Origin of the sequence: Cryptosporangium sp. NPDC051539 (genome assembly GCF_044454545.1) — a bacterium.
In the GTDB taxonomy this organism is placed as follows: Bacteria; Actinomycetota; Actinomycetes; order Mycobacteriales; family Cryptosporangiaceae; genus Cryptosporangium.
This window is the reverse complement of record NZ_JBITDV010000008.1, coordinates 152,849-176,770: the sequence shown is the minus strand read 5'-3', so window position 1 is coordinate 176,770 and position 23,922 is coordinate 152,849. Positions and strand designations below refer to the sequence as shown.

General features: G+C 72.6%; 24 protein-coding genes. 7 read left to right on the top strand and 17 right to left on the bottom strand.

Annotated features, from left to right (window positions below; translation table 11 throughout):
* Positions 1-24 precede the first annotated feature (24 nt).
* Positions 25-963, top strand: coding sequence for a threonine aldolase family protein (locus ACIBZJ_RS25100; protein WP_395934098.1), 939 nt, complete (start codon positions 25-27; stop codon positions 961-963).
* A 55-nt stretch (positions 964-1,018) separates the two neighbouring features.
* Positions 1,019-2,269 (top strand): hypothetical protein, encoded by a 1,251-nt coding sequence (locus ACIBZJ_RS25095; RefSeq protein WP_395933539.1) that lies wholly within the window; start codon positions 1,019-1,021, stop codon positions 2,267-2,269.
* Here the strand turns inward: ACIBZJ_RS25095 and ACIBZJ_RS25090 are convergent.
* The 6 genes from ACIBZJ_RS25090 to pknB form a co-directional block, all read right to left on the bottom strand.
* Positions 2,266-3,297, bottom strand: coding sequence for a GDSL-type esterase/lipase family protein (locus ACIBZJ_RS25090; protein ID WP_395933537.1), 1,032 nt, complete (start codon positions 3,295-3,297; stop codon positions 2,266-2,268). The two genes, ACIBZJ_RS25095 and ACIBZJ_RS25090, sit on opposite strands and share 4 nt — an antisense overlap.
* 97 nt (positions 3,298-3,394) lie before the next feature.
* Positions 3,395-3,880: a bacterioferritin gene (gene bfr, locus ACIBZJ_RS25085; protein ID WP_395933535.1), complete on the bottom strand. Its 486-nt coding sequence runs from the start codon at positions 3,878-3,880 to the stop codon at positions 3,395-3,397.
* Between the two features lie 128 nt (positions 3,881-4,008).
* The gene (locus tag ACIBZJ_RS25080) at positions 4,009-4,191 is read right to left on the bottom strand and encodes a bacterioferritin-associated ferredoxin (protein ID WP_395933532.1); all 183 of its coding nucleotides are present in this window, start codon (positions 4,189-4,191) and stop codon (positions 4,009-4,011) included.
* 147 nt (positions 4,192-4,338) lie between these two features.
* Positions 4,339-5,370 (bottom strand): 3-deoxy-7-phosphoheptulonate synthase, encoded by a 1,032-nt coding sequence (aroF, locus tag ACIBZJ_RS25075; protein WP_395933530.1) that lies wholly within the window; start codon positions 5,368-5,370, stop codon positions 4,339-4,341.
* Between the two features lie 193 nt (positions 5,371-5,563).
* On the bottom strand, positions 5,564-6,406 hold the full coding sequence (locus ACIBZJ_RS25070) for a deoxyribonuclease IV (protein WP_395933528.1): 843 nt from the start codon (positions 6,404-6,406) through the stop codon (positions 5,564-5,566).
* Positions 6,406-8,388: a Stk1 family PASTA domain-containing Ser/Thr kinase gene (gene pknB / locus ACIBZJ_RS25065; protein ID WP_395933526.1), complete on the bottom strand. Its 1,983-nt coding sequence runs from the start codon at positions 8,386-8,388 to the stop codon at positions 6,406-6,408. The genes ACIBZJ_RS25070 and pknB overlap by 1 nt, the downstream gene beginning before the upstream one ends.
* A 142-nt stretch (positions 8,389-8,530) precedes the next feature.
* Here pknB and ACIBZJ_RS25060 point away from each other — a divergent pair, with 142 nt between their 5' ends.
* The 3 genes from ACIBZJ_RS25060 to ACIBZJ_RS25050 are packed head-to-tail and all read left to right on the top strand — an operon-like array spanning position 8,531 to position 9,612.
* Positions 8,531-8,908, top strand: a complete 378-nt coding sequence (locus ACIBZJ_RS25060) for an Rv2175c family DNA-binding protein (protein ID WP_395933524.1) — start codon at positions 8,531-8,533, stop codon at positions 8,906-8,908.
* A gap of 15 nt (positions 8,909-8,923) precedes the next feature.
* On the top strand, positions 8,924-9,250 hold the full coding sequence (locus ACIBZJ_RS25055) for a lycopene cyclase domain-containing protein (protein ID WP_395933522.1): 327 nt from the start codon (positions 8,924-8,926) through the stop codon (positions 9,248-9,250).
* Positions 9,247-9,612 carry a lycopene cyclase domain-containing protein gene (locus ACIBZJ_RS25050; RefSeq protein WP_395933520.1) on the top strand — a complete coding sequence of 122 codons (366 nt, stop codon included), beginning with the start codon at positions 9,247-9,249 and terminating at the stop codon, positions 9,610-9,612. Before ACIBZJ_RS25055 ends, ACIBZJ_RS25050 begins: the two co-directional genes overlap by 4 nt.
* Here the strand turns inward: ACIBZJ_RS25050 and ACIBZJ_RS25045 are convergent.
* The 5 genes from ACIBZJ_RS25045 to ACIBZJ_RS25025 all read right to left on the bottom strand — a co-directional run bounded on the left by ACIBZJ_RS25045 (position 9,545) and on the right by ACIBZJ_RS25025 (position 16,131).
* Positions 9,545-10,462, bottom strand: a complete 918-nt coding sequence (locus ACIBZJ_RS25045; protein WP_395933518.1) for a phytoene/squalene synthase family protein — start codon at positions 10,460-10,462, stop codon at positions 9,545-9,547. The genes ACIBZJ_RS25050 and ACIBZJ_RS25045 overlap by 68 nt on opposite strands.
* Positions 10,449-11,945 carry a polyprenol phosphomannose-dependent alpha 1,6 mannosyltransferase MptB gene (mptB, locus tag ACIBZJ_RS25040; protein WP_395933516.1) on the bottom strand — a complete coding sequence of 499 codons (1,497 nt, stop codon included), beginning with the start codon at positions 11,943-11,945 and terminating at the stop codon, positions 10,449-10,451. Before mptB ends, ACIBZJ_RS25045 begins: the two co-directional genes overlap by 14 nt.
* A 13-nt stretch (positions 11,946-11,958) precedes the next feature.
* Entirely contained in the window at positions 11,959-13,446 is a 1,488-nt protein-coding gene (crtI, locus tag ACIBZJ_RS25035) for a phytoene desaturase family protein (protein ID WP_395933514.1), read from the bottom strand.
* Between the two features lie 41 nt (positions 13,447-13,487).
* On the bottom strand, positions 13,488-14,948 hold the full coding sequence (locus ACIBZJ_RS25030; protein ID WP_395933512.1) for a Tat pathway signal sequence domain protein: 1,461 nt from the start codon (positions 14,946-14,948) through the stop codon (positions 13,488-13,490).
* 115 nt (positions 14,949-15,063) lie between these two features.
* Positions 15,064-16,131 carry a polyprenyl synthetase family protein gene (locus ACIBZJ_RS25025; RefSeq protein WP_395934095.1) on the bottom strand — a complete coding sequence of 356 codons (1,068 nt, stop codon included), beginning with the start codon at positions 16,129-16,131 and terminating at the stop codon, positions 15,064-15,066.
* 166 nt (positions 16,132-16,297) lie between these two features.
* Between ACIBZJ_RS25025 and metF the strand changes: the two genes are divergently transcribed.
* Complete coding sequence (gene metF, locus ACIBZJ_RS25020) at positions 16,298-17,212, top strand: methylenetetrahydrofolate reductase [NAD(P)H] (protein WP_395933510.1); 915 nt, start codon at positions 16,298-16,300, stop codon at positions 17,210-17,212.
* On the opposite strand, the gene ACIBZJ_RS25015 is transcribed toward metF, so the two are convergent.
* Genes ACIBZJ_RS25015 through ACIBZJ_RS24990 form a run of 6 tightly spaced genes read right to left on the bottom strand, consistent with a single transcriptional unit; the run spans position 17,209 to position 22,415 of the window.
* Positions 17,209-18,687, bottom strand: a complete 1,479-nt coding sequence (locus tag ACIBZJ_RS25015; protein WP_395933508.1) for a phytoene desaturase family protein — start codon at positions 18,685-18,687, stop codon at positions 17,209-17,211. The genes metF and ACIBZJ_RS25015 overlap by 4 nt on opposite strands.
* Positions 18,680-19,801 carry a glycosyltransferase gene (locus ACIBZJ_RS25010; protein WP_395933506.1) on the bottom strand — a complete coding sequence of 374 codons (1,122 nt, stop codon included), beginning with the start codon at positions 19,799-19,801 and terminating at the stop codon, positions 18,680-18,682. The genes ACIBZJ_RS25015 and ACIBZJ_RS25010 overlap by 8 nt, the downstream gene beginning before the upstream one ends.
* Complete coding sequence (locus tag ACIBZJ_RS25005) at positions 19,798-20,568, bottom strand: carotenoid biosynthesis protein (RefSeq protein WP_395933504.1); 771 nt, start codon at positions 20,566-20,568, stop codon at positions 19,798-19,800. The genes ACIBZJ_RS25010 and ACIBZJ_RS25005 overlap by 4 nt, the downstream gene beginning before the upstream one ends.
* Positions 20,565-21,110: a GNAT family N-acetyltransferase gene (locus tag ACIBZJ_RS25000; RefSeq protein WP_395933502.1), complete on the bottom strand. Its 546-nt coding sequence runs from the start codon at positions 21,108-21,110 to the stop codon at positions 20,565-20,567. Before ACIBZJ_RS25000 ends, ACIBZJ_RS25005 begins: the two co-directional genes overlap by 4 nt.
* 5 nt (positions 21,111-21,115) lie before the next feature.
* Positions 21,116-21,868 carry a monooxygenase gene (locus ACIBZJ_RS24995; protein WP_395933500.1) on the bottom strand — a complete coding sequence of 251 codons (753 nt, stop codon included), beginning with the start codon at positions 21,866-21,868 and terminating at the stop codon, positions 21,116-21,118.
* A 58-nt stretch (positions 21,869-21,926) separates the two neighbouring features.
* Positions 21,927-22,415 (bottom strand): YbaK/EbsC family protein, encoded by a 489-nt coding sequence (locus ACIBZJ_RS24990; protein ID WP_395933498.1) that lies wholly within the window; start codon positions 22,413-22,415, stop codon positions 21,927-21,929.
* Positions 22,416-22,484: 69 nt separating this feature from the next.
* On the opposite strand from ACIBZJ_RS24990, the gene ACIBZJ_RS24985 reads away from it, so the two are divergent.
* Complete coding sequence (locus ACIBZJ_RS24985) at positions 22,485-23,858, top strand: acyltransferase (RefSeq protein WP_395933496.1); 1,374 nt, start codon at positions 22,485-22,487, stop codon at positions 23,856-23,858.
* Positions 23,859-23,922 lie beyond the last annotated feature (64 nt).

The window sequence follows — 23,922 nt, the reverse complement described above, 5'->3', positions numbered from 1 at the left end:
ACGGTCACCCGGCCGACCGACGGAATGCGGAAGGCGATCGCCGAGGCCGAGGTCGGCGACGAGGTCTACCGCGAGGACCCGACGGTCGCCGCGCTGGAGGAATCGGTCGCGGCGATGTTCGGGCACGAGGCGGCGCTGTTCGTACCGTCCGGCACGATGGCGAACCAGCTCGCGCTGTCCACTCTGCTGGCACCGGGCTCGGAACTGCTCTGCGACGCGGACGCGCACCTCGTCACCTACGAGGGTGGGGCGGCGGCCGCGGTCGGCGGCATCAGCACCCGCACGGTGGTCGGCTCGCCGCCCGGGTCGCTCGACGTCGACGCGTGGCTCGCGCAGGTCCGCCGGCCCGGCTACCACGCGCTGCCGACGACCGCTCTCGCGGTCGAGAACACCCACAACCGCGGTGGTGGCTCCGTGCTGCCACTGGCTTCCCTCCGAGCTCTGGCGGACGCGGTGCCCGCGCTGCATTGCGACGGGGCGCGGATCTGGAACGCGTCGGTGGCCTCGGGAGTGTCGTTCGCCGAGTACGGGGCGGTGTTCGACACGCTTTCGGTGTGCCTCTCGAAGGGGCTCGGCGCCCCGGTCGGGTCGCTGGTCGTCTCGACCGCCGAGCGGATCGAGCGGGCCCGGGCCCGGCGTCAGCAGCTCGGGGGCGGGATGCGGCAGGCCGGTCTGCTGGCCGCGGCCGGGCTCTACGCGCTCGAGCACCACCTGCCGCGGCTGGCCGACGACCACGCGCGGGCCGCCCGCCTGGCCGAGGCGCTCGGCGCCGGGCGTCCGCAGACGAACCTCGTGCTGCTGACCGTGCCCGACCCGGCCGCCGTCGTCCGGGAAGCCGCCGAGCACGGCGTGCTGGTGGGCGCGTTCGGCCCGTCCACCGTCCGGGCGATGACCCATCTCGACGTGGACGACGAGGGTCTCGACCGGGCGATCGACGTCCTGTCCTCGATAGTTCGCCGCTGACACACCCGCCGAACGGGCCCTTACCTGCGCCGGTGGGGCGAAGCGACGATGAGTCATGCTCGGATTACGTCAGGTTGCCGCCGAGCCGCGGTTGTTCGCGGTCTCGGTCGGCGGCTCCGCGGTCGTCGTCCTGCTCGTCGCGTGGCTCGCGGGTTTCGCGGTCGCGCTGGCGCTGGCGGTCGGCCTGCTCGTCCTCGGGATGCTGTTCGTCGTCCGGCTGATGATGGAGGCGGAGCAGCGCGCCGCGGACGCGGTGGGCGCGGTCGGCGGTGGGCACGAACGGACGGCTGCGGACCTGCGGGCCCTCGGCGGACGGGTGGCGGCGGTCGAGAGCGGCCGGCGCGACCTGGACGAGCTCTCCGACCGGGTGGCCCGGCTGGAGACCGTCGTGTCGGTGCTCACCCGGTGGCCCCGCACGACACCGGCCGAGTCGACGACGACCAGCGTGTTCTTCCGGCCGTCGGCCGAGTCGACCGGGCGCCGCCCAGGACGCGACCAGCAGGACTGGGTCCGGCGGCGGGCCGTGCAAGAGCGCGGACGCCAGCGGGCCGCCCGCTGGCGCACGCAGCTCAAGTCGGGCCCGGACCGGCTCGCGGTGTTCGTGGACGTGTTCTGGCTGCCCGCTCCGGGGACCGGGGACGGGCGTCCGATGCTGTTCGTGCGCCGGACCCGGATGGAGGCGCCGGAGTGGCCGCCGCCGGAAGAGGCCAGGCCGGTTCCCGAGGCCTACGTGCTCGCGATGGAGGAGCGGTTCGCGGATTCGCGGTCCGGGCGGGAGATCGGGTTCTGGAGCGCACCGGTCGGCGAAGACCTCGGGCGGCTGGTCGCCCGGCTGGCAGCCGATCGCGATCGCTGGCAGGACGTCGCCGACGGCCTGCCGTCCGTCGTCCGGGACGGTGACAGCGACCGGCTCGGGCCGGCCGCGACCACCGAGATCGAGACGCTGCTCGCGTCGGCCGAGGCCGGCGCCGAGCCGGTGCGGATCGTCCGCTACACCGGCCTGATGGAGGGCGTGACGACCGCCGACGGCGTGCTGCGGCACGCGTCCGTGGTGTGGACGGAGGGCGACCCGGTGGCGACGCTGGTCGCGGACGCGTTCACCCGGTCGCTGGAGCTGATGACGGCGGAGCCGGGACGAACCCCGAACGTCGGTCCCGGGAGCCCGGCGGCGGCCGGGATCGCGCGCTGGCACGGCGTGGACGGCCTCCGGGTCGACGCGCGCTCGGTGCTCGACCAGCGGGCCGCCCGCCGGGCCGAGCGTCAGGCGGTTCGGCCACGGGCGGCCCGCCACCACGCCCGCGGTTAGGCGGCTCTGCTCGCCGGCACCGGGGCCAGGTTGCCGTCCGGCCGGCGGGCGCACTTGGCGGTGCGCGCGTTCCCGGCGACGAACGTGGTCAGGCAGCGGGCGAACTGGGCGTGGCCGCGCGCGTTCGGGTGCGCGGACTGCTGCAGGAGGTTCATGCCGAGCCCGTGCCGGATGCCGGCCAGGTCCACCGAGACCCCGCGCGACCATTCCTGGAACCGGCTGATGCCCTCAGCGCACGCCTCCCGGCCCCGCAGCGCCGGAGCCAGGTCGAGGAAGCGGGCCCCGGTGTTCGCGGCGATCCGGGCGATCGTGGCGGTGAACTGCCCGGCGACCCAGTTCTTGGCCCAGTTCCCGTCGTCGTCGCGCACCGGGCAGCCGAACGCGCCCCGGCTCGCGGTGCCGTACCGGATGTCGCCGGTCACCGGCGACGCGTACGACTGGAGCACGAGCGTGTAGTCGTTCCGGCCGTAACCGGCCTCCCGCATCACCCGCTGCACGTCGGTGACGTCCCGGGTGATCCGTGGCGCCGCTGCGGCCAGCCGCTGGCGCACCCGCGGCGTCCAGGCGTTCTGGCAGCGCGGCGCGAGCTTCAGGTAGGCGAGCACGCAGTCGTACGCGAGGTTCGCGTATCCCACGTCGTTGATGCCCACGGTCAGCACGATCAGCCGGACGTCGTACCGGCGGGCGACCGCGCGCAACTGCTGGGCCTGGGGTGCCTCCCCGAACCGGTGCCTGCCGCCCAGCCGGACGTCGTTCGTGGTGGCCCCGGCGCAGGCCAGGTTGATCCTCGCCGGGTGGCGGACGCCCGGCAGCGCCGTCCGCTGGATCGCGGCGTCCCGCGAGCGGTGGCAGAAGTTGCCGCGCCGGTTCGTCGCCGGGTCGTAGGCACCGGCGCCCTCACCCGAGACGAAGCTGTCGCCCATCCCGACCACCGCCGGTCGCCGGGCCGCCGCGTCCGCCGGACCGGGGATCAGCACCGTACTCAGGAGAACCATCACTACGACGCCGCAGCGCTGCCAGCCCGCCATCACAACATCGTCGCACAGTAACCATGCCGAGACTATGAGTCACCAAACGACAAACGGCGCCCTGGCGAGTGCCAGGGCGCCGCGGTGGAGCGGAACCTCAGTCGTCGGCGCCGGGGTGCTTGGCCAGGCGCGACAGGTAGAGCGGCTCGCCGAGCTTCTCGATCAGGTCGAGCTGCGTCTCGAGGTAGTCGATGTGGTGCTCCTCGTCCTCGAGGATGTCCTCGAAGATGTTGGCCGAGGTGACGTCGCCGATCGAGCGCATGTAGGCGATGCCCTCACGGAGGCGCGTCACGGCCTCCTGCTCGACCAGCATGTCGCACCGGAACATCTCCGGTACGTTCTCGCCGATCCGGAGCGAGAAGAGCTTCTGGTAGTTCGGCAGGCCGTCCAGGAACAGGATCCGGTCGGTGAGCCGCTCCGCGTGCTTCATCTCGTCGATCGACTCGGACCTGGTGTGCGCCGCGAGCGTGGTGTAGCCCCAGTTCTCCTGCATCTTCGCGTGCAGGAAGTACTGGTTGATCGCGGTCAGCTCACCCGTGAGCTGGTCGTTGAGGAACTCGAGGACCCTCGCGTCGCCTTGCATGGGGGACATCCTCCGTTTGGCTGTGGAGGGCTCACCCTAACTCCGATGAGCGGGCTTTTCCCATTCGGACGCAGGACGCGCCGACCGCTGGGCCCCCTCGGGACCGCGGTCGGAAGGTACGCCTGACCTCAGGAAGCCTGCGCTAACGACCCCTCGCTGTCGTGGAGGAGCCCGCGGATCCGCTCGACGCAGGACCCGCAGCCGGTGCCGGCCCCGCAGGCGTCGGCGACGTCGAACTCGTCGCACGCACCGGCGTTGATGACCGTCCGGATCTCGGACTCGCGAACGCGCGTGCAGATGCAGACGAACACGAGCTCACCTCCGGATCGGCCTGGTTAGGCTTGGCTCAGTAAGGGTTACCTATCGTCGGACTGGAATCAAGTGGTTGCCGGGATTCGCTCCCGGGATTTCGCGCACAAAGGGACGCCACCCGACGGTGGCGTCCCTTTGGCGGCGTATCAGGCCGCGGGTGCAGCGGTGAGCGTTTTGCCGAGGGCCGGCGGCAGGGTGTGGACCGCGTTCGCGAGCTCCTCGAGGTCGGTGCCGTGCAGGGCCTGGGGGCCGTCGCACTTGGCGGTCTCGGGGTGCGGGTGGACGTCGATCAGCAGCCCCTCGGCGCCGACGCCGATCGCCGCCTTGGCCAGCGGAACCACCAGCTCACGCCGCCCGGCCGCGTGCGAGGGGTCGATCAGGATCGGCAGGTGCGACAGCTGGTGCACCATCGGCACCGCCGACACGTCGAGCATGTTGCGGAGCGCCGGCTCGAACGACCGCACCCCCCGCTCGCACAGGACGATGTCGAGGTTGCCGCGCTGGGCGATGTACTCGGCCGCCATCAGCCATTCCTCGTAGGTCGCGGTCAGCCCGCGCTTGAGCAGCACCGGCTTGCCGACCGACCCGACGGCCTGCAGCAGCGCGAAGTTCTGCATGTTCCGGGTGCCGACCTGCAGCATGTCCGCGTACTCGGCGACGACGTCGATGTCGGCCGGGTCGACGATCTCGGTCACCACCGGCAGGCCGGTCTCGGTGCGGACGTCGGCCAGGATCTTCAGCCCGTCGACGCCGAGCCCCTGGAACGCGTAGGGCGACGTCCGCGGCTTGTACGCACCGCCACGCATCAGCGCGGCACCGGCCCGCTTGGCCATCAGGGCGGCCTCGAGCGTCTGCTCCGGCGTCTCCACGGCACACGGACCGGCGATCAGCGTCACGCTGTCGGGGCCGATCGGGACGCCACGGACGTTGACGGTCGACGTCCGGAGATGGTTCTCCCGGCTGACCAGTTTGTACGGCGAGGTGATCCGGACGACCTCGGCGACGCCGGGCAGTCCTTCCACCTCGAGGGAGGCCAGCACCGGCTCGCCGGCGACCACGCCGACGATCGTGCGGGTGACTCCGCGGGAGACGAACGCGGAACCTCCGGCCTCCTCGACCGTCGAGACGACGGTCTGCAGAGCGCTGTCGGGAGCGTCGGGACTCATGACGATGACCATGGAAATTTTCTCCTAGAAATGCGACGAGCCCCGGGCCTGGGGCCCGGGGCTGTCGGAAGGTTCAGCGGCTGTGGCGCTAGAGCAGCGCGGCTGGCCGCCGGGGGACGCCCGGGCGGTAGCCATACCAAAAGTTGCGCTGCAGCATGTGAGGAAGCGTAACCGATGCGAAACGTGATGCGGTGTCGGGTGGCCGTCAGATCAGGCTGCGAAGCCGGGCGATATCGGCGGCATGGCCGGCTCCGTCGTCTTCGGACGGAGTCTCGACGAGAATCGGGACGCCCGCGGCGGCCGGGTGCGTGAACAGCGCGCGGAAGCCGTCGAGCCCGATCGTGCCCTCGCCCAGCGTCGTGTGACGGTCCCGGAGCGACCCCACTGGATCCCGCGAGTCGTTCGCGTGCACGAGCGCGAGCCGGTCGGGCCCCACCGTGTCCACGAGCGTGTCGAGCACCTTCGCCAGACCGCCGGGCTCCGACAGGTCGTGTCCGGCGGCGTGCGCGTGGCAGGTGTCGAGGCAGACCCGCAGCCGTGGGTGGGCGTCGACCGACGCGAAGTACTCCGCGAGGTCTTCGACCAGGGACGCCAGCGCGAACCCGCCCCCGGCGGTCGGTTCGACCAGCAGATCCGGGTCGTCCGGTGTCAGCTCGTCGAGCAGCGGGAGCAGGTGCTCGCGCAGCTGCCCGTAGGCCTGCTCACGGCGCTCGGTGGCCAGCGACGACCCGGCGTGGAACACGACGCCCCGGGCACCGATCGCCCGGCCGCGGGCGACCGCGTGACGCAGCGACGCGGCCGACTTCCCGACCGTGGCCTCGGCCGCCGACCCCAGGTTCACCAGGAGCGTGGCGTGGACGAACACCGCGATGTCGTTCTCGGCGGCCCAGGCGGCGAACCGCTCGTCCTGCGCGGGCACACCGGCGGAGGGCGCCCAGCCGCGCGGGTTCGAGACGAACACCTGCACGGTGTTCGCCCCGATCCGCTCCGCGTAGGGAATCGCACGTTTCGCCAGCCCGCCCGACGCGGGGACGTGAGCGCCCAGCATCAGCCCGTGAACAGCGTCACCTCGGTGCCGGCGGCGACCAGGTTGCCGGGGGACGGGAACTGGAACAGCACCCTGGCGTCGTCGTCGTCGCGGCCGCCGCGCCGCTTCACCCGGAGGCCCGCCTCCTGGAGCTGCTGCTTCGCGTCGTCGAACTGCTGGCCGCTGACGTCCGGGATCTCCACTTGCGACTGCCCCTGGGCGACGGTGAGCTTCACCGTGACGTCGCCCGACACCTGCCCGGGCGGCGGATCCTGCTTCAGGACCTTGCCGGCCTTGTTCGGGTCGGAGTTCGTGTCGTCGGTCGTGATCTGCTTTTCCAGCCCGAGCTGCTCGATGATCCCCTCGGCCTCCTCGCGGGACTTGCCCGTGAGGTCGGGCAGCGTGATGCCCTTGCCGCGGCTGATCACGATCGTGACCGGGCTGCCCCGCCGCGCCTTGTTGCCGAGCGGCGGCGACGTCGAGATCAGCTTGTTCGAGTCGACGTTGTCGTTGAACTCGAACTTGGCTGCCGGCTTGAACCCGAGATCGGTCAGTGTCTTCTCGGCCGTGGCCCGGCTCTTGCCCTTGAGGCTGGTCGGGATCTGGACGACGTCCGGGCCCCTGGAGACCGTGATCGTGACCGTGCCGCCCTTGCGGATCCGCCCGCCGGGGCCGGGCGACTGCTTGAAGACGCGGCCGGTCAGCGCCTTGTCGTCGAAGTCTTGCTTGATCACGATGTCGAGCCCGGCGGTGTTCGCCTGGGTGGTGGCGTCGGCCTGGTTGAGCTCGAGCAGCTGCGGCGTGTCGGTGTAACGGCCGACGCCGAGATACCAGCCGGTGCTCGCCGCGATCAGCGCCAGTACCACCGCGACCGCGATGATCACGAGCTTGCGCTGATGCCGCGTGATCCGGCCCAGCGGGCCGGGAAGGCCGGCCGGATATCCGCCCGCCCGGTGACCACCGCCGGGAGGAGGCGGCATCATGCCGCCGGGCATCATCGCGGTGCCGCGCATGTCGCCGTGGCGCGGGACGACGTGGGTGTGCTGGCCGGGCGCCTGCGGCACCGGCACCGCCGCCGACGCGGTGAACGTGCTGGTCGGCGGCCCGCTCTGCGGCAGCGGCCCGCCGGACACGCTGCGGGTCGTGCGGCCTTCGAGCTCGTCGCGGACCACGCGCAGCTCGTCGAGGAACGCCCCGGCGTCGGCCGGGCGGGCGTTCGGGTCACGGCGGGTGGCGCGGACCGACAGCTCGTCGAGCGAGGGCGGCACCATCGGGGTGCGCGTCGACGGCGCCGGCACGTCCGCGTGGACGTGCTGGAAAGCGATGTTCACCGAGGAGTCGCCGCCGTAGGGCACCGAGCCGGTGAGCATCTCGAAGAGCATGATGCCGGCGGAGTACACGTCACTGCGGGTACTGGCCTGGCCGTAGGTGATCTGCTCGGGTGAGACATACGCCACGGTGCCCATGACGACGCCGCGCGTCGACGTGGGACCGACCGACGCGACTGCCCTGGCCAGACCGAAGTCGGCGACCTTCACCGCGCGGCCGTCGTTGCCGATCAGCACGTTCTCGGGCTTCACGTCCCGGTGGATCATGCCGTGGCGGTGTGCGGCGGCGAGCGCGTCGAGCACCGGATCGATGATCGCGAGCGCCTCGGCCGCGGGCAGCCGACCGCGTGCGACGAGCAGCTCACGCAGCGTGCGGCCCTGGACCTGCTCCATCACGAGGAACGCGAGACCCTCGTGAACGCCCTGGTCGTAGACCGCGACGACGTGCGGGTGGCTCAGCGCGGCGGCGGAACGCGCCTCCTGGATGAAGCGGTGCACGAAGGCCGGGTCGGCCGCGTAGCCCGGATGCATGATCTTGACCGCGACGGTCCGTTCCAGACGTTCGTCCATCGCGTCGTACACGGTCGCCATGCCACCGCGCGCGATCCGCCCCCGAATTCGGTAGCGGCCTTCGAGCACGGCACCCACCATGGGGTCGGCCAGCGTCCTGTCCACGGGCATCAGTGTACGGAGAGAGAGTCAACGAGACAGGCGACCCCGCGCAGATCCATGCTTCGGCACACGCATCTGGGCCCAAAACGGTTCGCTGGGGGACCGTGTTCGTTCCCGAACCGAGATCTCGTGGGATCGTTGGCGCGTGGAACCCAGCAAAACAGATGTCGGCCCCACCGAGTGGCTGACCGTCCCCGAAGCCGCGGAACGACTCGACGTCCGCGTCACGCGCGTGCACCAGATGGTGAAGAACGGTGCGCTCCTCGCCGTCCGCCGGGACGGTGTGGTGCGGCTGCCCGCCGACCTGGTGCCCGATCTCCGGTCCGAGGCGGGCCAGAACTCGAACCTGGCCCGGCACCTGGCCGGTGTGCTCACGGTTCTGCACGACGCCGGGTACTCGCCCGAAGAAGCGTTGACCTGGTTCTACACTCCGGACTCGACGCTGCCCGAGGGTACGGCCGCGGCTGCGCTGCGTGAGCGGCCGACCGAGATCAAGCGCCGCGCCCAGGCCCTGGGTTTCTGAGTGCGGGACGTCTGAGTGCGGCACCTGAGTTATCTGGCCGTGCTCGTGTTCATCGTGATCGGCTCCGGCTGGCTCGAGGTGTTCCTGCGGGTACGGGTGTACCGGCGCTGGAAGCGCCTGCTGCTCGCGCTGGCGCCGGCCGCGGCGGTCTTCGTGCTCTGGGACGTGCTGGCGATCAGGGCCGGGCACTGGACGTTCGACGAGAAGCAGATGACCGGGCTCCGGCTCGGCCCGCTGCCGCTGGAGGAGCTGTTGTTCTTCCTGGTCGTGCCGATCGCGGCGATCCTGGCGTTCGAGGCCGTCCGCAAGGTCACCGGCTGGCGGGCCGGTGACGAGGAATGAGTTACACGCAGGCGGCCGTGCTCGGCGTGGTCGTCGCGCTCGTCATCGACCTGTTCGTCTACCGGACCCGGCTGGTCACCCGCCGGGTCTGGTGGGTTTCCTACGCGATCGTGGTGTTTTTCCAGCTGCTCACGAACGGCTTCCTCACCGGGCGCACGATCGTCCGGTACAACCCGGACGAAATCATCGGCAACGGCGGGCCGCGGCTGTTCGGCGACGGCCGGATCATCTACGCGCCGGTCGAAGACCTGCTGTTCGGGTTCGCGCTCGTGCTGTTCGCGGTCTCCACCTGGGTCAGGCTCGGGCGCGGACGGCGCGCACCAGAGCGGGCAGCGCCACCCGGGCGCGGCGGGCGTTACTGACCGCGACCCGCCGGTCCAGCACCTGGTAGTCGGCCTGCTCGACGGCGTCCAGGATGCCGCCGTAGAGCAGGAACGCGGTCTTCATGCACTCCTGGCTCTCCGGAGCGAGCAGCCGGAAGCCCGGCCAGGCGGCCCGGTAGATCTCCCGGCAGCGCGCGACCTCGTACGCCAGCAGCCGCCGGATCGGCCCGTCGACCACCCCGCGCGCGAGCCGATCCCGATCGACGCCGAACAGCGCCAGGTCTTCCATCGGCAGGTAGATCCGGCCCCGGCGCAGATCCTCGCCGACGTCCCGGACGAAGTTCGCGAGCTGGAACGCGACGCCGAGGTCGTGGGCGTACGGCTCGACGATCGAGCGCGGCACGCCGGGGTGCTCGAGGATCGGCACCATCTCCAGGCCGATCACCGCCGCCGACCCGTAGACGTACGTCATCAGGTCGTCGTAGGTCGCGTACTCGGTGACCGTGAGGTCCATCCGCATCGAGACCAGGAACGCCTCGATGAGCGCCACGTCGACGTCCCAGCGCACGACGGTGTCGACCAGCGCCCGGGTGATCGGGTGGTCTGATTCGCCGCGTTTGAGGTCGCCGAGCACGGAAACCGCGAATTCGTCGAGCTCCGCGGCCTTCTCGTCGTCGGTCAGCGTCGAGGACAGGTCGTCGACGATCTCGTCGGCGTACCGGGCGAACCCGTACAGCGCCTGGACGTACGGCCGCTTCGCCGGGGGCAGCAGCAGCGTCGCCAAGTGATAGGTCTTCCCGTGCTCGGCGAGCAGCCGGCGGCAGGCCGCATAGGACGCACGCAGCTCCGGGCCGGTGATGCCGGCCGCGTCCAATTCACGCGTGCTCATCGAGGACTTCCCTTCGGCGGCGGACGAATCGGACAGCCCAGTACACCGCTCCCGCGGTGAGGAGCAGGTCGAAGATCGTGCCCGGCACCGACGTCGCCCGGGCGACGTTGTACCCGTCGGGCAGCACGAAGAACGAGAGGACGCCGCTGAGCACCGCCATCGCCGTCGCGATGCGCGAACCGGCCGCGGCGGCCAGCGGAGCCAGCGCCCACAGCAGGTACCAGGGGTGGAACGACTCGCCCAGCACCGCGAGGACGAACAGGGCGGCCGCGCAGGCACCGGCGACCCGCTGCGCCGGTGCGGTCCGGACACGCCACCAGAGCACGACCAGCACCACGGCGGTGAGCAGCGTCCCGAGCGCACGGGCGACGGCGAGGACGGCGTCGTCGGCCGACGTGAACCAGCCGGCCGCCAGCCCCCAGCCGGTCGGGATCGACGTCCACTGCACGCTGACGCCGTTGGTGACCGCGAGCGCGTGCACCCAGCCCAGACCCAGCCCGGCCAGCGCGCTCACCAGCCCGAACACGGCCACCGCGACGACGCTGACCAGCGTTGCGGCCCGGATCAGCCGGTTCCACGACCCCGCACCCCAGGCCGGTGCGGCCGCGACCAGCACGACGACGAACGGCAGCGCGACGACGGCCGAGACCTTCACCGCGGCCGCGAGCCCGACCAGCGCTCCCGCTGCCGCCGCGATACCGAGCACCCGGCGGACCGGGCCGGTCGCGAGCGTCGCGACCCAGAACGCGGCGGCCAGGAACGGCAGCATGATCGCCTCGTTGTGCCCACCGGCCACCAGGTGTGCGAGCAGCAGCGGGTTCGCGATGACCAGCCACTGGGCCCGGGCCGGATCGCCCCCGAAAGCGACCGCCGTCCGCGGAACGATCAGTGCCAGCGCGATCAGGCCGACGACCGCCAGCAGGCGCAGCGCGAGCAGCGCGACGATCAGGTTGTCTCCGGAGACGCCCGCGACCCGGCTGGCCAGGTACAGGTAGAGCGGCCCGTACGGCGCCGGCGTGCTGACCCAGGTCGACGAGACCGACGTCACCCAGTCGGCACCGAGGCCGGACGGGATCTCCGACGGGCCGAACCGGTACGGGTCGAGGCCGCGCGCGAGCACGAGGCCCTGAGCGGCGTACGAGTACAGGTCGCGGCTGAACATCGGCGGGCCGAACATCAGCGGCAGGGCCCAGAGCGCGGCCGTCCGGGTCACCGCGCCCGGCGAGGACGCGGTGCGCAGCCGCCACCACGCGTAGACGAGCAGCGCCATGCCGATCGCGGCGAGCGTGATGCACACCGGCGGCCCGGAGCCGTGCCGCAGATCGCGCAGCACCGGGGCGTCCCAGAGCGGATCGGGGCGCGGCAGCACACCGGCGCCGAGACCACCGATCGCGACCAGTACCGACCCGGCGAAGCCCAGCCACCGGACGGACCGGCCGTGTCCTGGGAGGAGGACGGCCGGAGCGACGGAGGGTGACTGCACGACCGCCATGGTCTCAGCCCTGGCGACCGGTGATGCGCTCAGCCGCCAGACGTCCGGAGACCAGCACCATCGGCACCCCGACGCCCGGCTGCGTCCCGGATCCGGTGAAGACGACGTTCTCCAGCCCCGGTGCAAGGTTCGACGGGCGGAACGGCCCGGTCTGGCGGAACGTGTGCGCGGCCGCGAACGGCGCGCCCATCGCCAGGCCGCCGGCTTGCCAGTCGGCCGGGGTGACGATCCGCTCGACCTCGAGGCCGTCGCCGAAGCCGACGTAACCCCGGGCCTCCAGCACCGCGACGAGCTCGTCCCGGTAGCGCGGCCCGATCACCGACCAGTCGATCGGTGCGCCCGCGTGCGGGGTCGGCGCCAGCACGTAGTACGTCTGCTTCCCGTCCGGGGCCAGCGACGGATCGGTCCGGGTGGGGTTGCAGACCAGGAGCGACGGGTCGCTCATCAGCTCCTGCCGGTCGATCAGCTCGGTGAACGTCCGCTTCCAGTGGCGTCCGAAGTGGATGTTGTGGTGTGCGGTCTTCGTGTATCGGGCGGTGGACCCGCCGTGCAACAGGAAGCACGACGGCGAGTACCGGAGGTTCTTCAGCCGCCGCGGCGCTGCGGACGGCGGGAGCAGGTCGCGGTAGGCGACCGGCAGGTCCGGATTGAGGACGACGACGTCCGCATCGAGGTGGTCCCCGTCGCTCGTCCGGACGCCGACCGCGCGGCCGTTCCGGATCTCGACCTGCGTGACGGTCGTGCCGTACCGGAGGCGGGCGCCGTGCTTCTCGGCCGCACCGGCCAGCGCGGCCGGCACCGCGTGGATGCCGCCACGGGGGAAGAACACCCCGGCGACCGAGTCCATGTACGCGATCACCGCGTAGATCGCGAGGGCCTGGAACGGCGAGACGCCCGCGTACATCGCCTGGAAGCTGAAGACGCGCTGGGTGCGCGGATCCTTGAGGTACTGGCCGACCTTGGGCGCGAGCCGGCGGAACCCCCCGAGCGCGAGCAGCCGGGCGATGCCGGGGCCGACCAGGTCGAGCGGTGAGTCCAGGTTCCGGTCGATGAACTCGTCCATCTCCAGGCGGTAGAGCTCGGAGACGAACCCGACGAACTTCCGGTACCCGTCGGCCTCGCGCGGCCCGCACACCGAGGCGATCTCCGCGGCCATCCGCTCGAGGTCGGGGTGGACGTCGAGCTGCGAGCCGTCCGGGTAGAACGCGCGGTAGAGCGGGCTGACCGGCTCGAGCGTGAGCCAGTCGTCCATCCGTTCACCGACCGCGCCGAACGCGTCCTCGATGAGGTTCGGCATCGTGAGCACGGTCGGGCCGGTGTCGAACTGGTAGCCGTCGACGCTCATCCGGCCGGCGCGGCCGCCCGGCACCGGCTCGCGCTCGACGATCGTCACCTGCCTGCCCGCTCCGAGCAGTCTCAGCGCGCAGGACAGCCCGGCCAGGCCGGCTCCGACAACGACGACATGATCCGTGGGACCGGTAACCGTGCGCACGTCGAAACCGTATGGCACCCGCCGGTGATCGGCATTTCGAGTTACGTACGGGCGGCGCGGGCCGCGGCGAGCGGGTTGGTGCCGGTCACCGCGAGCAGGAACCAGGCCGTGGTGCCGACGTGCCGGTACGGGTAGTAGCCGCTGTCACCGATGCCGGTGTGCAGCGGGCTGGTCGCCGCGACGAGGCCCTCACCGTCGGCGAGCGGCTTGTCGCCGGCCTTCTCGCCTGCGCCGAGTTTGCTCTGCAACTCGGCCAGCGTGTTCAGCCGCCGGTGTGCCGCCTCCAGGTCGCCGGGACGGCCCCGGGCCATCAGCGCGGCCGCGAACTGGGCGGTGCCCTGCAGCCAGACCGCGTCCGGGTCGGGTGCGGGCAGGCCGGGCTCGATGGGGTCGTCCGGGTCGACGAGACCGCTGCGGTCGGAGCACGTCACACCGGTCACCGTGACTCCGACCGGCAGTGCGCTGTGCACCCGATCGGCCGTGTCGGTGACCGTGAGCTCGGCGACCAGGTAGTCCAGCGCGCCCGGGTCGGCGGGACGCGTGCCGCCGGCCAGGCCGAGCACCGCGGACGTCTGGCTCTCGGTCGTGACCGGGAAGCGGGCGGCGACCACGCCGTCGTCCGAGCCGGACGCGTAGAAGCCGCCGTCGGCCTGCCACATCCGGTGCACGAACGCGGCCGCTTTCGTGCGGCGCTCCAGCCAGATCTCGTCGCCGGTCATCGTCGCGAGCTGGCCGAAGAACGCGGCCACCACCGCGTTGTGGGACGTGTCGGTGCGGGTCAGCGTGGTACCGGCCCGGTCGACGCCGGCCCGGTAGCCGCCGAGGGCCTGGTTCGTGCCGCAGGTGCTCGCCACCCAGTTGCCGAGGCGGACGGCGGCGGTGAGGAACGCCGGGTTCAGGCCGCGGCGGGCCAGTGCGACGAGCGCGAGCCCGGCCCAGGCCTGGTCGCCGGTGTAGCTCGCGCTGTGGTCGAAGACGTTGCCGGAGTTCACCATGCCGTCCGGCTGCACGAAGCCGTTCGCCTGCACGACGCCGTTCCGGTCGTACGGGCCGACCGTGTACGACTGGCGCAGGCGGCCGTCGCGGTAGGCGGGGTCGTGGTCCTGGGCGTACCGGAGGGATTCGCCGAGGACGCGGGCCCGCTCGACCGACGCCGGGGATCCCTCGGCGAGGTACGCCAGCACGGCGACGGCGGCGTCGGAGAGGTAGGCGGTGCCGTACAGGCCGACCTCGTCGGCGTACGACTGCGGCAGCCGGAGCGTCCCGTAGGCGGGGTAGTGGACGTCCATCGCCGCGTTGAGGAACCGGTACCCGGCTCGCACCGCCGGGTGGTGGGTGATCTGCGCCACCCCCGCCGCGAGCCGACCGGCCGGGAAGGCAGCGCCGACCGTGCCGGGTGCGGTGGCCGCGGCGGGCTCGGCCGCGAGGCCCAGCCCGGCGGCGCCGAGCAGGGCGGCTCCGCCCGCCAGCACACCCCGTCGGCTGATTGGGATCCGTGCCACTGGTGCCGCCCCCGTGCTCGTGCGCGCCGAAACAGCGCGGCCTGAGCTCATTCCCCACCCTCACGGTTGCAGACCACGCCGACACGCCGGATCGATACCGAAGTGTGCGGATTCGTTAGGCCTTTCGTGCGGTCGCGGCACCCGCCAGTGCGGTGAGGGCGTCGGTGGATTCGGCGTCCAGCCGGGCCGCCGCCAGCGCGTCGAGCGCCCGGGCGGTGAGCGCCCTGATCCGTTCCTCGGTGCGTTCGAGCGCGCCGGTCTCCACCAGCACTTCGCGCAACCGGTCGACGCCGTCGTCGGTGAGGCCGGGATCGCCCAGGTGGCGGTCGAGCACGGTCTCCTGAGCGGGCGTGGCGCGCTCGGCCGCGTAGGCGAGCAGCAGCGTGCGCTTGCCCTCGCGGAGGTCGTCACCGGCGGGCTTCCCGGTCTCGGCCGGGTCGCCGAACACCCCGAGGACGTCGTCGCGCAGCTGGAACGCCTCACCGATCGGCAGCCCGTAGCGGCTGAGCGAGTCGGTCAGCTCCGGCCCGCCCCCGGCCAGCGCGGCCCCGAGATGCAGCGGGCGCTCGACCGTGTACTTCGCGGCCTTGTACCGCACGACCCGGACGGCCCGGTCGACCGAGTGCCCGCCCTGCGCCTGCGCCAGCACGTCGAGGTACTGGCCGGCCATGATCTCGGTCCGCATCTCGTCCCAGATCGGGCGGGCGCGTTCGAGCGCGTCGGCCGGCATACCCGACCGGTCGAGCATCTCGTCGGCCCAGATCAGGCAGACGTCGCCGAGCAGGATCGCGGCCGCGGTGCCGAACCGGGCGGCGCTGCCGGTGTACTTCTCGGCCAGGTGCAACGCCTCGAACTGCTTGTGCACGGCCGGCTTGCCGCGCCGGGTGTCGGAACCGTCCATCACGTCGTCGTGGATCAGCGCGCACGCCTGGACCAGCTCCAGCGCGCCGGCCGCGCGGACCAGCGCGTCCGAGCCCGGGTTGCCGGTGGCCCGGTAGCCCCAATAGGCGAACGCCGGGCGCAGCCGTTTGCCCCCGTCGAGGAAATCGGCCAGCGCGTCGGCGACCGGACCGAGTTCCGGACCGACCAGCGCGAGCCGGCCCCGGCGGCGGTGCAGGTGGGCGCGCAGGGCCGCGCTCACGCGGGTCCGCAGGTCGTCCCGGTCGAGCGGCGTCACGGACACGCGGTTCCCCTTCTTCGACGGTTGCTGGTGAAGGTAGCCGGTCGCCTCGACCGGTTCGGCGTCCGTCGGCCGGTTCACCGAGCGCGCTCGTCTCCGAGCACGCTGTTCACCGAGCACGCCGGGCGATGGCAGGGCGCCGTGTGGTCGAGGGCTAGAGTTTTCCTCCATGGCAACCGGTGTCTCCGTTCGACGGACCTCCGTGGGTGACCTCGTCCGCGACGACGCACCGACGTTCTCGTTCGAGTTCTTCCCACCGAAGACCGACGCGGGCGAGCGTCAGCTCTGGCAGGCGATCCGCGAACTCGAGGCTCTGCAGCCCTCGTTCGTGTCGATCACGTACGGCGCCGGCGGGTCGAGCCGAGACCGCACGGTGGCGATCACCGAGCGGATCGCGTCCGAGACCACGCTGCTGCCGATGGCGCACCTCACCGCGGTCAACCACTCGGTGGCCGAGCTGCGCAACGTCATCGGGCACTACGCCGCGGTCGGTGTCCACGACGTGATGGCGCTGCGCGGAGACCCGCCGGGTGACCCGCGGGCCGAGTGGGTCGCGCACCCGGAGGGCTTCGAGTACACGTCCGAGCTGGTGAAGCTGGTGCGCAACTCCGGTGAGTTCTGCGTCGGCGTGGCCGCGTTCCCGGAGAAGCACCCGCGGTCGCCCGACTTCGAATCCGACGTGCGGTTCTTCGTCGAGAAGTGCCGTGCGGGCGCCGACTTCGCGATCACCCAGTTCTTCTTCAACTGGGAAGACTGGGCCCGCCTGCGTGACGCGACCGTCGCCGCCGGGTCCGACGTGCCGATCGTGCCGGGCGTGATGCCGGTGACGAACGTGTCGCAGATCGAGCGGATGGCGGTTCTGTCCGGCGCGGAGTTCCCGTCGGCGCTCGCCGACCGGTTGCGCGGCGTGGCGGACGACCCGAACGCGGTGCGCGAGATCGGCGTCGAGGTCGCGACCGCGCTGTCGGCGCGGCTGCTGGCCGAGGGCGCGCCCGGCATCCACTTCATCACGCTGAACCGGAGCGCCGCGACCCGCGAGGTGTGGGCCAACCTGGCCCCGGCGAAGGTGGCGGCGCGGGCCTAAGCGGGTCCGATCAGGCCGGCCACGATCCGGGCCGACAGCGTCACCAGGGGCAGCCCTCCTCCCGGATGGGACGAGCCCCCGACCAGGAACAGGCCCGGGACGACGCTGCGGTTCGCGGGGCGGAGGAACGCGGCCCTCGCGCCGTTGCTCGACGTGCCGTAGATCGCGCCGCCGATCGCGTGGGTCTTCGCCTCCAGGTCGGCGGGGGTGACGATCTCGCGGAACAGGACGCGGTCGCGTACGTCGTGACCGCGCTCGGCCAGCCGCTGCAGCAGGTCGTCGGCGTACCGGTCGGCCAGGCCGGGGGTGCGCCAGTCGACCGCGCCGCGACCGACGCCATGGCGGGCGGCGTTCACCAGCAGGAACACTGCTTCGTGACCGTCCGGGCGCACACCTGGGTCGTCGGGCACCGACAGGTAGAGCGTCGGGTCCGGCACCGGACGCCCCGGGTCTCCGAAGACGTGGTCGAACTCGGCGTCGTACGCGCCCGGCGGAAACAGCACGTTGTGGTGCGCCAGCCCGGGCGTCGTTCCTCGCAGGGCCAGGAGCAGCACGAACCCGGACAGCGAGGGGGTGGTCCGGCGCAATGACCGCAACGACGACGGCACCGCGATCAGGTCGCGGTAGACGTGGGCCGCGTCGGCGTTGGCCACGACGACGTCCGCGGGCAGGCGTCCGCCGTCGGCCAGGAGCACGCCGGTGGCCCCGCGGGCGTCGGCGGTGATGCGGGTGACCTCGGTCGAGAGCCGCACCTTCACCCCGTGCTCACCGCACCGGGCGAGCAGGGCGTCGGCCAGCGTCCGGAGGCCGCCCCTCAGGTACCAGCCCCCGTAGGCCAGCTCGGCGTAGGGCACCGACGCCAGCGCGGCCGGCGCTTTCCGCGGGTCCGAGCCGGTGTAGGTCGCGTACCGCTCGACGAACTGCTGGAGCCGGGGATCCTTCAGGTACGACCGCGCCAGCCCGCGCAGCGTCCGGCCCGGCGCGATCGTCGCCAGATCGGTCAGGCGGGTCGAATAGCGGGCCAGCGTGCGGGGGCCGTCCAGCGCCGAGGCCAGGAACGGCTCGTAGGTCGCGTGCCAGATCCGCTCGGCCCGCTTCCAGAACGCGGCCCAGTCGCTGCCTGCGCCCCGGCCGAACGCGTCGTCGATCCGGCGCCGGAACTCGAACGGGTCGGCGCACGACTCCAGCGTGGTGCCGTCGCCGAACCGGTAGCGCGCGATCGGGTCGAGCGGGACGAGGTCGAGGACCGTCCCGATCGGGTCACCGGTCTCCCGGAACAGGTCCTCGAACACCTGCGGCATCGTGACCAGGCTCGGCCCGGTGTCGAACCGGAACCCGCCGCGCTCCCGGAGCCCGAGTTTCCCGCCGACGTCCGGCGCCCGCTCGCACACCGTGACCCGGTGACCGGACGCCGCCAGGCGCGCCGCCGCCGCGAGGCCTCCCACCCCCGCCCCGATCACCACGATCTCAGCCACCGAACCTGCCTCCCGGGTCGCCGATCGGGCGCCCCTTCCAGCGGAGGGACCCCCGTCGGCGCAGAATCACCGACCGGATCACCAGATACCCGAACGCGGTGATCGAAACCGGGTGCGCCAGGGCGTCCGGCCAGGCGCGGCCGCCGCTGGCCCGGGCCGCCACCACCCGGCCGGCCACGCCGGCGGCGTAACCGAGCAGGCCGATCCGGCTGCCCCGGAGTGCGGCGGCGGCGGGCAGGACGTACAGGAACCCGAGACCGGCCACGGTGGCCGCGGCTCCGGCCGGGGACCCGAACGCGGCCCAGAGCGACTTGCCGTAGCCGTCACGCAATTCGTCCCAGGACTCGTACATCCGGCACTCGGCGATCGCCGACCCGTCGGTGACCACGCCCCGCCCGCCGGCTCGCTTCACGGCCCGGAGCAACGCGATGTCTTCCAGTACGTCGCCGCGGACCGCCGCGTGCCCACCGGCCGCCCGGTAGCAGGCCCGCCTGACCACCAGGAACTGCCCGTTGGCCGCGGTCAGCGACGGCTTCGGGGAACGCTCGGCGAGCCCGAGCGGCAGCGTGGTCAGCCACGACCACTGCAGCAACGGCTGGACGAGCCGCTCCGCCGCGGTGCCGGTGACCTGCCGGGGGTACGGCGAGATCAGGTCGAGCCCGGACTCGTCCAGCACCGCGAGCGCGGATGCCAGGGCGTCCGGCTCCAGCACGACGTCCGCGTCGACGAAGACCAGCACCTCGGAATCCGGCGCGGCCGCCTCGGCGAGTTGGGCGCACGCGTGCGGCTTCCCCAGCCAGCCGGCCGGCAGCGGCGCGCCGGTGAGTAGCCGGACCCGTCCGCCGCCGATCGCGTGGACCCGCTCCGCGGTCCGGTCGGTGCTCCCGTCGTCCAGCACCAGCACTTCGTAGTTCGGGACGCCCCGCTGAGCGAGCAGTGCCTCCAGACACCGCTCGACCCGCTGCTCTTCGTCGCGCACCGGCAGCAGCACGGACACCCGCACCGCCGCCGGTGGCACGGTGACGGGCGGCTGGCGCAGCCGCCGGGCGTTGACAACGCTGTGCACGGTCAGCGCCGCGGCGCCCAGCGAGGCCGCGAGCACGAGCTTCCTCACGGCGAGCTCACCAACGCACCGGCCCGGGCCTCCCGGAACAGCGTCACCGCGAGTGGCACGGCGACGGTGCCCATCGCCAGCGCGCCCCAGGCCGCCGAGGCGGGCAGGCCGAAGAACGCCGCGTGGGCCAGTACCGAGGACGCGTAGGTCCACAGATAGAAGACCAGCATCGGCGTGCCGGGCTCGGCGTCCGGATCGACGCGGAGAAGCCGCAGCGCGGCAAACATGACCACCGCGACCAGCACCCAGCCGACGTAGTTCGTGAGCGGGATCCCGGGCACGCCCGGGAGCGCGACCCCGGACGAGGACCAGGACCAGTGCCCGGCGTCGACCATCTGCGGGTCGAGGAACACGTCCCAGGACGCGAGCGCCCAGCCCGCGACCGCAACGCGCCACCAGCCCGCCACCAGCCGGCCGGCGACGAGCCAGGCGGGCCACGCCATCATCGTCCAGGCCAGCGGGATCACCCACGGGACCCCGAGGACCTTCGGACCGAGCGTCCCCGCGTAGGAGTACTCCCCGAACGGGAAGCCGGACGCGGTGCCGAGCGCCTCGACGAGCAAGCCGCCCCCGGCGGTGACCAGGACGACCGCGGCAGCGGTCCGCGCGCCCCGGGTCGCCGCCGCGTGCGTGACCGCCGCCGCGAACCCGAGCACCACGGTCACCACCGTGACGCCGTTCCGTGCTGAGCCGCCTACCAGCGGATACCCGATCTGAGCCAGGATGGTCAGCCCGACCAGGACGGCCGGTAGGCGGCGCACGTTCAAGACGTCGGGTTGTCGAGCGGGAGGCCCCGGCCGAGTACGGCGAACGGCCGATCGTCTCCCGGGAACACCACGTTGCGCAGCACGTCGAGGAACCCGAGCCGCCGGTAGAGCTTCCAGGCCCGCGACTCCCCACCCTCCGGAGTGGAGAGCGCGGTCGTCCGGCGAGTCACCCCGTCGACCAGCAGGCGGATCTGCTGCTCGCCGATGCCCTGCCCCTGGGCGCCCGGAGCCACGTGCAGCTCGACGACCTCGAAGCAGTCCGACAGCCAGGCCCGGTAACCGGCCGGGTCCAACCGCGACCGGACGTGCTCGTGCCACCACTGACCCGGCTCACCGCGGTATCCGTACCCGAAGCCCACGACCCGGCCTTCGGCGTCGTAGGTGCCGACGGCCCGGAACTCGGGGCGGCGGGTATGCGCGACCAGTATTCCGCGCCGGCCCTCGACCAGCCCCGGCGAGTAGTTCATCGCCGAGCCGTACACGCCGAGCACCTCGTCGAGGTGGTTGACCACATCGCGCGAAGACCAGCGAATCGGTGTCAAAGGAGTCACCTCAGCGGATCTCTGCCGTCCAGCGAGCCGTCCGCTCGCACCACGCCGAAACGGGCGAAGAGTTCCTCGGCGTACCACCCGGTCTCCTTCGTTCTGCGGATCGCCGCGCTGTGCGCGGCTCCCTGGTAGGCGAACGCGCGAAGGTCCTCCGCCGTTCGCCAGACGCTCAGCGTCCCCTGCCACCCGGCCGGAGCCTCACCGACGCCGAATGCGGCCAGCAGGCCGCCGTTGTTGCGGTACTCCGACAACGCGGACGCCACGGGCGGCACCGCCCGCCAGAACGTGACCGCCTTCCGGGCCGAGATACGGGCCCGGGTGAGCGACGCGACCGGACCGTCCCACCGGCGCGGTGACGGCGCGCCGAACGGTTCCCGCCCGCCCCAGCGGCCGTGCGAGGCCAGCGGCGTCAGCTCGACCCGCCAGCGTTCCTCGGCCAGGCGGTTCCAGCCGCGGACGGTGGGGGCTTTTTCGAACTCCGTGGCGTCGTCCTCGCTGCCCCAGGACGCGAGCAGCGCCCAGCGGTGCAGGTCGGCGTCGCGGATCGCGAATGTGCTGCCGCGGCCGGTGCCGAGCAGCCGGGCGAACCGCAGCCCGCGCACTTTCCGTAGCCGCGCGCGGTCGGTGGCCATCCGGGTCAGCGCGGTCGGCACCCGCCGGCCGGGCACGCGCCAGACGTGCACGGTGACCACCGCGGGGACCCGTACCGGAGTGCGCGGGGTCACCGACCCGGACTCCGGCGCGACTGGCATGGGTCAAGCCTAGAGGTGACGAGTGTGAACGGCAGCGGGAGGCGGGCTCAGGTTTCTCTCAGGCAACTTCGGCCGCAACGCCCCCGGTGATGCGGAGCAGTTCGTCGTAAGTCGTGGGGAACACCGCGTGCGGGACACCGCCGGCCGCCCACACGGTCTCGTACCGGGCGAGTGCCACGTCGACCAGCGTGCGGAGCCGGTTCGGGTGGCCCACCGGTGCGACGCCGCCGATCGCCTGGCCGGTCACGTCCCGGACGAAGTCGGGCGTGGCGCGGCGGACGGTCGCGACCTCGCAGAGCGCGGCGATCATCGTCGTGTCGACCCGGTGCTCGCCGGACGCCAGCACCAGCAGCGGGACGCCGTCCGCGTCGAACACCAGCGAGTTCGCGATCTGCCCGACGGTGACGCCGAGCGCCTCGGCCGCCGCGGCCGCGGTGCGGGCCTCGCCCGGCAGGATCCGGACGCGGTTCCTCGACCCGAACGCCGTGAGGACGTCGTTCACGGCGGTGACGTTCGGGTGTGCGGCAGGGGAGACGTCGGAGGTCATGCGCTATCTGAGCACACACCGAGTAGAACTGCTCTGCGCTACCCGGCTTCGAGACGCGACCGTGAAGACATGACTGCTTCTCCGATGCTGTCGCCCTCGGTGCTCGCGGCCCGGACCCCGGCCTCGCGAGATCGGTACCTCGACCTGTTGCGGGTCGGGTCGATCGGCGTGGTGGTGCTGGGGCACTGGCTGATGCTGACGCTGTCGGTGGAAAACGGGCGGCTGCGGGCCGGCAACGTCCTCGCGGACCTGCCCGCCGCCCAACTGCTGACCTGGGTGTTCCAGGTGATGCCGCTGTTCTTCCTGGTCGGCGGCGCCGCGCACGCGGCCGCGCTGACGTCGTCACGGCGGCGCGGCGGGACGTACCCGGAGTTCGTCGCGGCCCGGTTGCGGCGGTTGCTGGCGCCCACGGCGGTGTTCCTCGGGGTGTGGGCCTCCCTGGCGGCGGTGACCGAGCTGGCCGGGCTGCAGTCCGGGGATTCGGCGTCGGCGGAGCTGTTCCGGGCCGCGACCCGGACCGTGGTGCAGCCGCTCTGGTTCCTCGGGGTGTATCTCGGGGTGGTCGGGCTGGCCCCGTTGATGTGGGCGGCCCACCGGCGCTGGGGGGTGTGGGTGCCGGTCGCGCTGGTGGCCGCGGCCGGAGCGGTGGACGCGGTCCGGTTGCTGGGCGGGGTGCCGTCCGTGGGAGCGGTGAACGTCGCGCTGGTGTGGCTGGCGGCGCACCAGGTCGGGTTCCTGTACGCGGACGGCCGGCTGACCCGGCGGGCCGGGTGGTGGCTGGCCGGCGGCGGGCTGGTCTCGGTGGTGCTGCTGACGTGGGTGTCCGGCTGGTACCCGGTGTCGATGGTCGGGCTGCCCGGAGCGCCGGTGTCGAACATGAACCCGCCGACGCTGGCGCTGGTGGCCCACGGGGCGTGGCTGACGGGTCTGGTCGTGCTGGGGCGCGGGCCGGTGACCCGGTGGCTCGGCCGGCGCCGGGTGTGGACGGCGGTCGTGGCGGCCAACGGGGTCGTGATGACGGTCTTCCTCTGGCACCTGACCGCGTTGTTCGTGGTGGCCGGGGTGGTGGTGGCCGGGTTGCCGGTGCCCGCGCCCGGTGGCGCGGTCTGGTGGGCCACCCGGCCGGTGTGGGTGGCCGTGCTCGCCGCCGTGCTGGTGCCGCTGGTGCTGGCGGCTCGTCGCTTCGAGCGTCCGGCCGTTCGTCCGGAGGCTCCGGCGGCGGCCGGGCGGCCTCGGCGGCGGGGCGGGCCGTTGGACGGGGTGGCGTCCGGGGCGGGGGTCGCGGCGGCGACGGTGGGCCTGCTGATCGTCGCGGTGACCGGGCTGAACGGGTTGCTGGCCGAGCGGGTGGCGCACCTGGTGGTGGTGCCGGTCACGGCGTGGATCGGGTTGGTGGCGCTGGGGCTGGGCTGGGCGCTGGTGCGGGCGGCCGTCCGCAGGTGAACCGGGTTTCCCCGGCCGCCGGAGGTGAACCGGTTTCCCCGGCGCCGGAGGCCCGGTGACGGGT